Source organism: uncultured Gelidibacter sp., from assembly GCF_947500795.1.
Taxonomy (GTDB): Bacteria; Bacteroidota; Bacteroidia; order Flavobacteriales; family Flavobacteriaceae; genus Gelidibacter.
Genome location: NZ_CANMTE010000005.1, coordinates 128,046 through 141,130, shown reverse-complemented (window position 1 = coordinate 141,130; position 13,085 = coordinate 128,046). Strand labels below are relative to the sequence as shown.

Here is a 13,085-nt window from a genome sequence, read left to right as displayed (position 1 = left end):
CGTAAACCTATAATAAACAAAAGGTTATGGCGTATTTATTTACCTCAGAGAGCGTTTCTGAAGGACATCCTGATAAAGTAGCAGATCAAATTAGCGATGCATTAATCGACAATTTTTTAGCTTTTGATAAAGACTCAAAAGTAGCGTGTGAAACTATGGTCACTACCGGCCAAGTTGTACTTGCAGGCGAAGTGAGATCAAACACCTATTTAGACGTACAAAAAATTGCTAGAGATACCATCAACAAAATTGGCTACACCAAAGGTGCCTATATGTTTGATGGCAATTCTTGTGGTGTATTTTCTGCAATCCACGAACAATCTGAAGACATCAATAGAGGTGTAGACAAGGCAAACAAGGAAGAGCAAGGTGCTGGAGATCAGGGTATGATGTTCGGGTACGCTACTAATGAGACTGAGAATTATATGCCATTGGCATTAGATCTTTCACATCGTTTGATGATTGAATTGGCTGCTTTACGTAGAGAAAATAATGAGATCACCTATTTACGTCCAGACTCAAAAAGTCAAGTGACTATTGAATATAGTGATGACAATGTACCTCAACGTATTGATGCGATTGTAGTGTCTACACAACATGACGATTTTGTAAAACCAAAATCAAATTCAAAAGCTGATATTGATGCTGCTGAAATTGAAATGTTGGAGAAAATCAGAAAAGACATTATCGAAATTTTAATTCCGAGAGTTGTTGCAGGTCTTCCTGAGCATATTCAGGTTTTATTTAATGATGACATTACCTACCACATCAACCCTACCGGGAAATTTGTAATTGGTGGACCACATGGTGATACCGGACTTACAGGCCGTAAAATTATCGTAGATACTTATGGTGGAAAAGGTGCTCATGGTGGTGGTGCTTTTAGTGGCAAAGACCCTAGTAAAGTTGACCGTAGTGCTGCATATGCGGCGCGTCATATTGCTAAAAACCTTGTTGCTGCTGGTTTGTGTGATGAAATTTTGGTTCAAGTAAGTTATGCTATTGGTGTTGCACAACCAACCTCAATTTATGTGAACACTTATGGAACGTGTCCTTATAATTTGACAGATGGTGAAATTGCTGAGAAAATTTTCGGGATTTTCGATATGCGTCCAGCTGCAATTGAAGAACGCTTGAAACTACGTCAACCAATGTATAGTGAAACGGCTGCTTATGGCCATATGGGACGCGTTAATGAAACGGTTACAAAAACTTTTGAGCAGTTTAACGGCGAATCGATAACGCTTGATGTAGAATTGTTTACATGGGAAAAATTAGATCGTATTGACGAAGTGAGAGCTGCATTTGGGATTTCTGAGTAGTACAAAGACCGCTGCGCTATTAGAATTAAGAGCGCTGCGCTGTTAGAAATAAAACTCGAATTTTTATAAAACAAAAAACCTTCAACATTGCTGTTGAAGGTTTTTTTATAGGATGAATTTAAGGAATTAATCCAAACCACCTTTACGCTCTGGAGAACGTTGTGTTGGCCATTCCATTTGTTTTCCTGTACGCTCGCTTACAGGTAAAATAATTTTTTCTCTTGAAACTTTCGTGTCATCTTCACTAGCCATATAGGTTAAGATAGCGGTTAAAATAGCGTTGCTTCTCACGTCGTCAAACACAATTTTATCATAAGTATCTCTGTTAGTATGCCATGTGTAATTCCAGTAAGACCAGTTCAATGAACTTAAGTTAAACGCAGGTGCGCCAGCCGCTACAAACGATGCATTATCAGAACCACCACCACTTGGAGAACCAGGGAAATTAGTTTCAATATGCTTCGTAATTTCTTTTGGAGCTGCACTTAACCAACGTGTTAAATACTCATATGAATGTAAGAATCCTGCACCGTTCATGTTCACTACACGACCTGTACCATTATCTTGGTTAAATACCGCTTGGATATTTTTTACGATTTCCGGATGATCTTCAACAAAAGCTCGTGAACCATTTAAACCTTGCTCTTCACTACCCCAGTGACCTACTAAAATAGTACGTTTTGGGTTTGGATAAAATTTCTTCAACAAACGCATAGCTTCCATCATTACAAGTGTTCCCGTTCCGTTGTCAGTTGCTCCTGTAGCACCATCCCAAGAATCGAAATGTGCAGAAAGAATCACATATTCCTCTGGTTTCTCAGTTCCTTTTATCTCTGCAACAGTATTAAATGTTGGCGCTACACCTAAATCTTTAGATTCTGCAACCACTTTAATTTTTGGTTTATCACCATATTCTGCCAAACGGTATAACATGCCATAATCTTCCAATTCTAAATCGATTGTTGGAATCTTTTTGGTTCTTGATGAGAATATTTTATTCGCTCCAAATCCTTTAGACCAATACGAAGACACAATACCTACAGCACCTGCATTCTCTAAAGCTTCAATGATAGAACGAGAGTTGTAGCCTGTTCTTTTCATATTTTCTCTAAATTCATTAGATAATGAATCGCGATCTTTTTTCATTTTTTCAAATGATTCTGGCGTTGCAAATTCTTCCCAGTTATAGTCAGGGCGTCCAGTGATTTGGTATTCTGAAATCATGACGAATTTACCTTTGGCATTTTTCAACCAGTTTTTAAATTCCATTGAATCTTTTACCGTTGGAAGTGTAATCACCTCAGCAGTTACACCTTTAGGCCCTGTACTTGGGCTCCAAGCTAATTGCATCCCCTTCAAACTTTGAACACGTGGCGATACCATATCAATATGGCTGATGCCACGTTGCCATGCTTTCCATTCGCCATACTGTTGATTTTCTGCCTGAATTCCCCATTTTTTATAGGTTTCCACAGCCCAATCATGTGCCTGTTTCATCTCTGGTGTTCCCACCAATCGCGGACCGATAACATCCAATAATTCATGCCCTAAATGTTCCAATTGGGAATTTTCAGTAGCCTCTTTAATCATGTTTTCAATAACTGCATTTTTCTGTTGAGCGGATACAGTTAACGTAGCGCACAAAACGAATGCGCTCAAAAAAAGTCTTTTCATTTCTAGTAGATTTATTTAGTATTTTAAGCGTATGAAAATACAACTATTAATTAATATACACCTCCTAAAACCCTCGAAAAAGTACTATAAACACTCATATTCTTCTTAAAAAAAGTTAAAATTCCTTCGTATTCCCACTGCTATATTTTCCCTGCATTTTATCAACCTAAAAAAACAACCTACACCTGTAGGATTTATCATTTAAAACCTTTGAAATTGCTTCGAGAGAATCCTAAAATAAAAAAAGGCAACCTCTTTCGAAATTGCCTTTTTGCAGTGTTAAATTCTAATCTGATTATAAAGTGTAAATAAATCTGAAAGTCACAAATCGTGGTAGAACGAATGTTTCTGAACTGTAAACTGAAATGTTATTCGATCCGTTGTTGATATTGGAATCTATGTTCAGTAAGTTGGACGCTCTTAATTCATATTCCCATTTGGCATCTTTATCCTTTCTATAGGCCAAACTTGCGTTCCATGTTTGGTACGAATCTGAAGGGCCAACATCACTATTTTGCTTGGTATAGGAATAGTCTGTTTTAAATGTAAAGGCATTCCAGATATACGCATCAAATTCTATAGATGGTGAGTTAGTGGTAAATTTGGACTTGTTAGTTCCTTGGTTATTATCAGTTACACGGTACTGATATTTTAAAGATACATTTGGAGCTTTCTTAAAGTTGGTCCTTAATTCTGGACTGTAGCTTTGAGAAAAACTTTCATTAATCGATCTTCTATCCTGGATAAATTGATTGCTTTTACTGTAGTTATAATTCACGCCCATGCTTGCTCTCAACTTTCCAAACGTACGTTGTATACGCCCAAATGCCGACACACTTTCATCTGCAAAGTTGGAATTAAAGTAAGTGCTGGTTCTAATAACATTGTCAAACTGAGTGACTGATCTAATTTGATCAATGTTCTTATTATAGTTAAGCGACGCAAAAATGTTGGTGTAATTAAACAAATTAAAACTGAAATAACGCAAACTTAAATTGTGAGACAAGGCGTTTTGCAAATCTGGCGTCCCGTACTGAATGCTGTTATAATTATTTAAGATCAATCCTTGAGCTAACCTCGTCACATCCGTAAAGGAATTTTGCATGTTATATCTAAAGGTTAAACTTTCGCTCTTCTTAAATTGAATTAAGGTTTCAAAATCAGGTAAGATCTTAAAGAAATTGTCTTTATAAGCTTCTCCAAATTGGGTGTTATTATTTCCATAGGCATGCAGCGAAAAACCTGGTGTAAAGGTGAATTTACCTGATTTCAATCTGTAATGAACCCCTAAATAGACATCGCTAAAATTGTACTCGGTATCATTTTCATTGCGTATGGAATTCCCATCGCTGTCCGTAATATTCGCTATTGGATCAAAGTAAGATCCATCATCTAAAAATTGAAAAATATTAGAGTCGAATTGTTGATTACTTAAGATAGTTCCCAACGTAAAGTTGATATTACTCGTTGCATTCAAAATATAATAATAGTCCAACTTCGCATCCAATTGATTGGATTTAATGCGACGTTCCTGATTCAAATTATATCCAAATTGATCTCTATTTAAACCTAAACCTTCCGCCGTATTATCAAAAGCATCGCGTTCATTTGGCTGACCATCATTATTGGTAGGATCGTTTACCAAAAGTGCATTGTAAAATGGATCTTCGTCCTTCAGCAAGTGCTGTGCTTCAAAAGCGAAAATATGTCTTTCGTTTAATGTGTAATAGTAATTGACATTTTGATTGATGCTAAACGGTTTGGCTTTATCCAATTGATTGGTGTTCCCAACTACCGAAGAAAAGATGCCATTAGCTTCAGAATCGTCTGAAATTCGTCCTAAAACATCATAATCTAACTGGTTATTGGAATCTGGCTTATATCTTAAACTCAATTTTGCCAACCCTTGATTTGTAGCTTCACGGCCAATTTCTACCTTTTCCTCATCAGGAATTCCTAAATCAGAATCGGTGTACCGCACAAAACTTTCGCGACGCGTTTTTAATCTGTTGCTATTATATATTGCGAATCCGCTTATATCCAAAGCTTTGTTAGGTGCATAACTAAAATTGAAAGCCGTTAATTTAGATTGTATTGTTTGCGCATTCCCAAGATTGGTTAAACTTCCCAAACCATTATCCCCTAAATTAATAGTTGTACCACTGCCGCCGCTTGGTCGTCTAAATCCGCCGCCAAAATTTCTAATATCACGACCTGTCAATGCAACTTCTCCCGTGTTATTCAAATCGCCAATAACATTAATACTGTACTTTGGGCTATAATAAAATAATTTGGGCTGCACTAAATACAACTCATCATTTGGGGTTGGTGCAAATCCGCCGCCAACGGTGACGTTACCAAACCAAAAGTTCTCTTTCCCTTCTTTCAGTTTGATGTTGATGGCCACATTATCCTGGTTATTTTGGACACCACTTAACTGACCAACTTCGGCGTAATTACGCAACACTTGTATTTTATCGACGGCGTTTGATGGAATATTTTTAGTGGCTAATTTTGAATCGCCATCAAAAAAATCCTTTCCATTCACCATTAATTTATTAACGACTTTACCTTCAATTTCGATTTTTCCATCGGCATTAATTTCAACACCTGGCAAATTCTTTAAAACGTCTTCAAGTTTACGTTCGGTACCTTTATTGAAAGAATCGGCATTATAAGTTAAGGTATCACCTTTAATCGTTACCGGCATTTCGTAGGTTAACTGAATTTCATCAAGAGTATTATCATCTTTTAAAGTGAAGTTTTTTGTAATATCCGCTTCTTTAGCACTCAAGACTTCTTCAAAGGTTTTCATGCCGATATAACTGACCTGAATGGTATAGGTGTTATTTTTTGTCAATGCGAGTTGATATTGTCCTTGACTATTGGTGATTCCGTAAGATTCCAATCCTTTGGTTTCTTGATTGATGGCAATTACGTTTGCAAGTTCTAATGGGTTGCCGATACTATCTTTTACAACACCTTCTAATTTGAGTTGCGCAAAAGTGTTTCCTACTACAAAAAGTAGCGCCAACATTATGAAATGTTTCATTTTGAAATTTTTGATTTGGTTAGTTAAGTTGGTAAGTTTATTTAGTTACGGCCACGACCTCTACCGCCGAACATTTCACGCATTTCTTCGGTTTTTTCCTTAACGATTTTCTCGTATTCTTCTTTGGTAACTTCTTTACCTTTTGAAGGCGCTTTAATGTCTATTTTATCAGAAGGATTGATTTCAATTTTTGTACATAAAATTGTAGTGCGCCCTGCATTAACCTCCAAAATTAACCCTGGAAGACCCCAATACTCGCCAGGACCTTGGTTCACCGGAATCTGTGGGGTGTACCATGCCGTAATGACAATCTCTTTTGGCACTTCAAGTTCGTCCGTAGTCGTGTTAGATTTTGTAGAATCTTTAGATTTGTTGCCCTCATTTCGCTGATCGTTATCTCGATTACGACGTCTCATATTTGCGAAATCTAAATCATCACCTTTTTTAATTGCCGTAGCTTTAAAGCTTAAGTACTGACCAATTTGTTTGGATTCATTTTCCATTTTCCATTCCAATTGTGGGATGGAATCCTTGATTAAAAACTGTTTCCCAAAAAACTCCTGATCTTGGATCAGTTGCTGCTCTTTTACATTTTTATATTGAGGCCCGGCTGTAAAGCTACTCATCATGCCGCCCATTCTACCGCTACCACCGGCACCTGGAGCTTCTAATTTTTCTACTTCCTTATAAATAGATTCCGTTCTATTAAAGCTTAAGATATAAGATTTCTCCAACATACTCTTCATACGTTCCGCCATCATTTTCTTCTGCTGTTCGCTCATTTGGTTGCCACCAAAATTGCTCATATCCATTGTAGTTTTGGACATGTAATGTGCCCTACCCTGAAAGTCTTGCGCCATCAGTGTCCCGGAGGCCAAAAGAATTAAAAACGAAAAGAATTTAATTGAAAGTGATTTCATAATTTATTTGATTAAGATGCCGTGCTGTAAAACAACACTTTGTGTCGATTGGACTCATAAAAGGTGAAATAGTTAAAACTCCAAATGTTAAAACTCTCTTAAAAAACAACATAGGCTATTAAAATTCTGTCTTTTGTGTGAATGATTGATCTTCAGTATTTCATTAAAAGTAAATCTGATAATTATAATTGAATTTTGTAATTTTCAATCCATAATGAAAAGCCTCGTATACCTTCTAGTATTTCTTTCAACTCCTCTGTTTTCACAAGAAAAAATTGAGACGACAGCTTTAGCCAGCAAACCTTTAAAAGCAGATCAGATTATTCAAATCGATAATTTTGGAACTGTTTTTTATCTCTTAGGTAACGTCATTTACAAAACCGAACCCACAAAGGACTACACGTATAGCAATGTGCAGTTAGGGACTATCACTTCGGCACACGCTTTCAATCCGTTAAAAATTCATGTTTTATATAAGAATTTCAATACGGTTGTTGTGTTGGACAATCGGCTTTCTGAAATTTATAAAATTGACTTCAACAACATCCAACCTTATAAAAATGTAACGCATACTTCTACCGGATCGGATAACACCATCTGGATCTTTAATCAGGATGCACAACAGTTAGAGCTATTCGATTTTAAATCCAATCAGACTAGAGCCACAACAATGCCAGTACAATCGCATGTTTTAGATCTTAAAAGCAACTACAATTACAGTTGGTTGTTGACTGAAGATTATTTGTACACCTACAATTATTTTGGTAGCACTATTTCAAAAATTAAAAACGAGGGCTTTATAAAATTGGAAGAATCGAATGGAAATTTAATTATTCAAACTAAAAACGGGCTCTATTTTTTAGCCAAAGAAACCGCTCAACTTACACCTATTCAACTGCCTGAATTGTTGATAAAACAGTTTTTAGTAACCAATGAAACCTTGTATATTTACACCGATGAAACACTTCATCAATTCCAACTAAAAACAAATTAAATATGCATGTTGCAATCGCCGGAAATATTGGTGCAGGGAAAACCACGCTTACAAAATTATTAGCCAAACATTACAGATGGGAACCCCAATTGGAGGATGTTGTTGACAACCCATATTTGGACGATTTCTACAACCAGATGGAACGTTGGAGTTTCAATTTGCAAGTCTATTTTTTGAATAGCCGTTTTAGACAAATCTCTTTAATACGCGAAAGCGGTAAGGATATTATTCAGGACCGAACCATTTATGAAGATGCTCACATTTTCGCGCCTAACCTTCATGCTATGGGCTTAATGACCAACCGTGATTTCGAAAATTACAGGTCTTTATTTGAGTTGATGGAATCTTTTGTTCAAGGTCCGGATCTTCTTATTTACTTGCGCAGTTCAATTCCTAACTTAGTGAAGCAAATTCACAGCCGCGGTCGTGACTATGAAAACTCCATCAGCATTGATTATTTAAGCCGATTGAATGAACGTTATGAAGCTTGGATTCATGGCTACAATAAAGGGAAGCTTTTAATAATTGACGTTGATAATTTAGATTTTGTTGCAAATCCTGAAGATTTAGGAAGCATCATCAATACGATTGATGCTGAGATTAATGGCCTATTTTAGGACCTTATCATTTTTCTAACATTTTTTTGGTCATAAAATCGTAATTTTCCAATCCTGAATTTCAATTAAAAATAATTAACGGCTCCAATAAGGGAGAAAATTATCGATACTTATTTATGGCATTACCACTTTATAACTCTAAGTATTACCACCGGGATCTCTCTTGGTTACGCTTTAATCACCGTGTCTTGCAAGAGGTTGCAGACAAGAGAAATCCACTTTATGAGCGCATAAAGTTCATGGCTATTTTTTCATCTAATTTGGATGAATTTTTTAGAGTAAGGGTTTCCGATATCAGACAAATTAAGGATTTAGACAAATCGTTGCGCCGAAAATTGGTCACAAAACCAAATCGTGTGCTTGCTGAAATTAAGGTACAAGTTGACATCCTTCAGCAGGAATTTGGCAAGCTTATTCAAAATGAAATCATTCCCGATTTAAAAAAAGAAGGGATTCATTTAATAAAACATTCAGACTTCTCAGCAGCTCAAAAAAAAGCAGCTGAAGCCTATTTTGAATCGACTTTAAAGTCTAAAATAGATTTAGAGAAAACGATTTTTTCGACCAAAGATTCAGTATTTGTAGAAAATGAAAGCTCCTACATTACGGCGTTGCTTTCAAAAGATTCGTTTCAAATTGTTCAAATTCCAAAAGATGAGCCTCGCTTTTTTGTATTTCCAGGAGATTCTTCAACGGATAAAGGACAACATTATATCACCTTTATTGATGACATCATCAAATACAATCTTTATAAAACACATTCAGAACTCGACATCTCGTTTTACGCGGTAAAAATTTCTCGCGATGCTGAACTTTATATAGAGGATGAGTTTTCAGGGAATCTGATGGAAAAGATTAAGGAATCGCTTCCAAAAAGAGAAACTGGTCAAGCTACTAGGGTTTTAATTGACCAGCGTATGCCTGAAAATTTCCAAAACGTCTTAAAAAAAGCTTTAGACGTGACGCATGTGGACATTATTTTAGGTGGAACCTATCATAATTTCAAGGATTTTTTCGGTTTCCCAAATCCAACAGAAAAGGATTTCTCATTTAAGCCACTACCTCCAATTGACCATCCGGCAACCTCAAAATTTAAAACGATGTTTGAGGCCATTGACACGAAAGACCAATTGATGCATTATCCGTATCAGTCTTTTGAACCGGTGATTAAACTTTTGGAAGAGGCAGCAGAAGATCCACAAGTGACCACCATAAAAATGACCTTGTATCGTGTTGCTGAAGAGTCAAGACTGAACAATGCCATTGCGAAAGCGGCAAAAAACGGTAAAAAGGTTATTATTTTTATTGAGGTGAAAGCCCGTTTTGACGAGCATAACAATTTGAAATGGGGCGAAATTTTTAAAGAAAACGGCGCTCAAGTACTTTATAGCTATCCTGGAATTAAAGTACATTCCAAAATTCTATACATAGAGCGTCAAATTGGGGAAGAAATCAATCCGTATTGCTACATCGGAACTGGGAATTTCAACGAAGATACGTCAACCCTTTACACCGATTTTGGTTTGATGACCAACAATAAAAAGATAACTGAAGATCTAAATAAACTATTTTTAGTCCTGGAGGGCATTTTTATCGTTCCTAAAGCGAAAAAACTACTGATTTCACCCTTTACCATGCGCAACAAATTTGTGAGTTTGGTAGAAAAGGAAATTCATTTGGCGCAAGCAGGCAAAGAAGCTCATATCATTTTAAAAATGAATAGCCTCGAGGATAAAAAAATGATCAAATTGCTCTATGAAGCCAGCAATAAAGGGGTGAAAATCGATTTATTGGTGAGAGGCATGTGTAGTTTGGTCCCCGGCATTAAAGGCCAGAGTAAAAACATAAAAGTGACGAGTATTTTAGATCGCTTTTTAGAACATGGCCGTGTTTATATTTTTGGAAATGGCGGCGAGGAAAAAATGTTTATCGGTTCTGCCGACTGGATGACGCGTAATTTAACGCATCGTATTGAGGTGGTGACACCAATTTTAGACCCGGACAACTTTAAGATTATTAGAGATGTTATCGATATTCAATTGGCCGATACAGTTAAAGCCAGAATTATTGACGCTGAACAAAAAAACGAGTACGTAAAAATCGGTAAAAAACCTGAAATCAGATCTCAATATGAGATTTATGAGTATATAAAAAAATTGAAGTAGCATTAATTTCGCTCTCAAGAATCTAACCTCACAGACCATGATATCTGTGAGGTTTTTTTATGCAATAAAGCCGTTTTCTCGCGCGTGCTCAATAGCTTCCTTGCTGCTATTTACCAATAGCACCGGAACCGTTTTGTAATTTTCATATAAACTTTTTACCCGGAACATTTTCTTTTTATGTTTTACACTTCTCAAATAAATGGCTAAGATTCGGTCAGGGTAAAGCTCTGCAATCTCCAGATAGATATCGGCATCGCGCTCGCCACTATCGCCTATCAGAATAAGTTTTAATTCTGGATAAGTCTTGAGGATGTTTAAAATCTCACGTTGTTTCTGTGGCTTTTCGGCATTTTTCTTCCGATTCAAAAAATTACCGAAATCACGAAGTAAGATGGGACCTTTAGGGAAATTGTTCTTTTTTAGAAAAAACTCCAAATAGCGGTACATATTCCAAGGGCTATGGCTCACATAAAATATCGGATTGGCCTCTTCCCCACTCTTTCCACGGTGCAACTGGTGATAAAATTCGGCAGCACCTTCCAAAGGTGAACGTTTGGAGGCTCTTTTCAGAAATGTGTTGTAAATAACCCGCCATTTAAGAATGGAGACCAAGCCCGTATGTAAAATGGTATCATCAATATCACTCGCCACGCCGAATGAAATTTGCTCTGAAGGAATCAGCATTTCACCAGGAAAACGGTTTTCTAACTGAATGACTCTTGTGTTTGTAAAATCTTTATAGGCCAATTCAAAAGACAACCAACCTTCTTCGTTAGTTAATTCATCTAAACCTTCTATATTGAAATCGACCAAAAAATACCCTTTGTCATCAGTAACGGTTTCAAAAATCCTTCCGTTAGGTAATTTCAGAAGCAAGGTTGTATTTCTTATTTCATCAGTTTCAAAGCGCTTGTAAGCGTTGATTAAAAGTTTTATTGGATGCTTCCCTTCCAAATCAATAGATTCGTCTTCCAACGCCCTACCTCTAACGTATAAATGCGATGACGTGCCATAACTTTGAAAAACAATAACCTGTAAAGGGTCTTTTTTGAATAATCCCATATTAAAAATGCCAAGTATCTGGCCAAAGCCATAAAATTAATAATCCTGTAATTAAAGCTATTCCGAACACCATTATTACCCATTTCGCCATTTCTTTTGCCCCAATTACAATCGCCATAACCCCTTTAAAAACGAGGTTTGATAACGCCGCCAATAAAATCAATCGCCAACCTAAATCTGTTTCTAACCGATCAGACTTCATCATTTGGGATAAAGACAACGTAATGGCATCAACATCAGTGAGTCCACTAATTATTGAAACGATATACAATGCATTATCACCAAATTGTCGTTTTGTAAAAGCTACCAATAGTAGGATAAACCCATACAGCAGCCCAAAAATGATGGCGCTTTTAAATTGCGCGGGATTTTCAGGCTCAGGCATTTTTTCATCCTTCGACTCTTTATTCACCAAATAAAACAAGCCGATAGACAAGAGTGCTACAATGACAATTTCGGCAAGAATCGGCAGAAATAACCTACTCAATTTCTCTGGCACCACTACTGCAATTTCAACAAGCACACGAATCATCGAGACCATTGACGCAGTTGTTATTACAAAAATGGCCATTTTACTAATAGACGCCTGATCTTTGGTCTTTCTGGCATAACTTACAGTTGTTGCTGTACTGCTAATCAATCCGCCCAAAATACCATTGAAAATGATTCCCATTTTCTTATCGACGAGTTTATAGATAAAATAACCGAACACACTTATACCAACAATAAGTGTGACCATGAGCCAAATGTTTTTCGGATTGATAACATCCAAAGGGCCGAATGTTCTGTCCGGTAAAATAGGAAGGACAATCAAACTTATCCCCACCAAGGTCATAATTGCCGATAAATCTTTATTACTTAAACTATCTATAAAGTCATGCAATTTCTCTTTTATGTAGAGCAACACAGCCATAGTGGCACCCACAAATACACCCACCAACTGACTTCCCATCACAAGATAGGCCCCAATGGCAAACATTAAGAGCGCAGCTACTTCAGTGGTCTGACCAACATCAGCTTGATCAAATTTTTTGACTTTTATGAAATTCGCCATCATTAGCATGGCAGCCACACATAGCCCTAAAGCAGGAAGAATAAACGGATTGTCATATTCGCGGGACAGAAATCCTGCCATGACGCCCAACATGGATATTAAGGTAAACGTCCGTACACCGGCCATTTCACTTTTACTCCGCTGACGTTGCAAGCCTACTAATAAGCCAAGTCCAAAGGCGATACCTAATGTGGTTAAATCGTCGTAGTTCATAAAGACTAAGTT

Annotated in this window: 9 protein-coding genes; 4 read left to right on the top strand and 5 right to left on the bottom strand. The window is 36.8% G+C overall.

Translation table 11 applies throughout. The features are described from left to right. The first annotated feature begins 26 nt into the window (after positions 1-26). Positions 27-1,322 (top strand): methionine adenosyltransferase, encoded by a 1,296-nt coding sequence (metK, locus tag Q0947_RS12565; protein WP_299398062.1) that lies wholly within the window; start codon positions 27-29, stop codon positions 1,320-1,322. A 126-nt stretch (positions 1,323-1,448) separates the two neighbouring features. Here metK and Q0947_RS12560 read toward each other — a convergent pair whose 3' ends face one another. From Q0947_RS12560 to Q0947_RS12550, 3 genes are all read right to left on the bottom strand, one after another. Beyond that, positions 1,449-2,996 carry a M20/M25/M40 family metallo-hydrolase gene (locus Q0947_RS12560; RefSeq protein WP_299398057.1) on the bottom strand — a complete coding sequence of 516 codons (1,548 nt, stop codon included), beginning with the start codon at positions 2,994-2,996 and terminating at the stop codon, positions 1,449-1,451. 295 nt (positions 2,997-3,291) lie between these two features. After that, on the bottom strand, positions 3,292-6,048 hold the full coding sequence (locus Q0947_RS12555) for a carboxypeptidase-like regulatory domain-containing protein (protein ID WP_299398053.1): 2,757 nt from the start codon (positions 6,046-6,048) through the stop codon (positions 3,292-3,294). Between the two features lie 41 nt (positions 6,049-6,089). Next, positions 6,090-6,968 (bottom strand): GLPGLI family protein, encoded by an 879-nt coding sequence (locus tag Q0947_RS12550; RefSeq protein WP_299398048.1) that lies wholly within the window; start codon positions 6,966-6,968, stop codon positions 6,090-6,092. A gap of 214 nt (positions 6,969-7,182) precedes the next feature. Between Q0947_RS12550 and Q0947_RS12545 the strand changes: the two genes are divergently transcribed. The 3 genes from Q0947_RS12545 to ppk1 all read left to right on the top strand — a co-directional run bounded on the left by Q0947_RS12545 (position 7,183) and on the right by ppk1 (position 10,744). After that, complete coding sequence (locus Q0947_RS12545; RefSeq protein WP_299398044.1) at positions 7,183-7,962, top strand: hypothetical protein; 780 nt, start codon at positions 7,183-7,185, stop codon at positions 7,960-7,962. A 2-nt stretch (positions 7,963-7,964) separates the two neighbouring features. Then, positions 7,965-8,579, top strand: a complete 615-nt coding sequence (locus Q0947_RS12540) for a deoxynucleoside kinase (RefSeq protein WP_299398040.1) — start codon at positions 7,965-7,967, stop codon at positions 8,577-8,579. Positions 8,580-8,695: 116 nt separating this feature from the next. Continuing rightward, positions 8,696-10,744, top strand: coding sequence for a polyphosphate kinase 1 (ppk1, locus tag Q0947_RS12535; protein ID WP_299398036.1), 2,049 nt, complete (start codon positions 8,696-8,698; stop codon positions 10,742-10,744). A gap of 57 nt (positions 10,745-10,801) precedes the next feature. Here the strand turns inward: ppk1 and Q0947_RS12530 are convergent, their stop codons facing one another. Then, entirely contained in the window at positions 10,802-11,806 is a 1,005-nt protein-coding gene (locus Q0947_RS12530; protein ID WP_299398032.1) for a phosphatase domain-containing protein, read from the bottom strand. 1 nt (position 11,807) lies between these two features. After that, positions 11,808-13,073, bottom strand: a complete 1,266-nt coding sequence (locus tag Q0947_RS12525) for an MgtC/SapB family protein (RefSeq protein WP_299398028.1) — start codon at positions 13,071-13,073, stop codon at positions 11,808-11,810. Positions 13,074-13,085 lie beyond the last annotated feature (12 nt).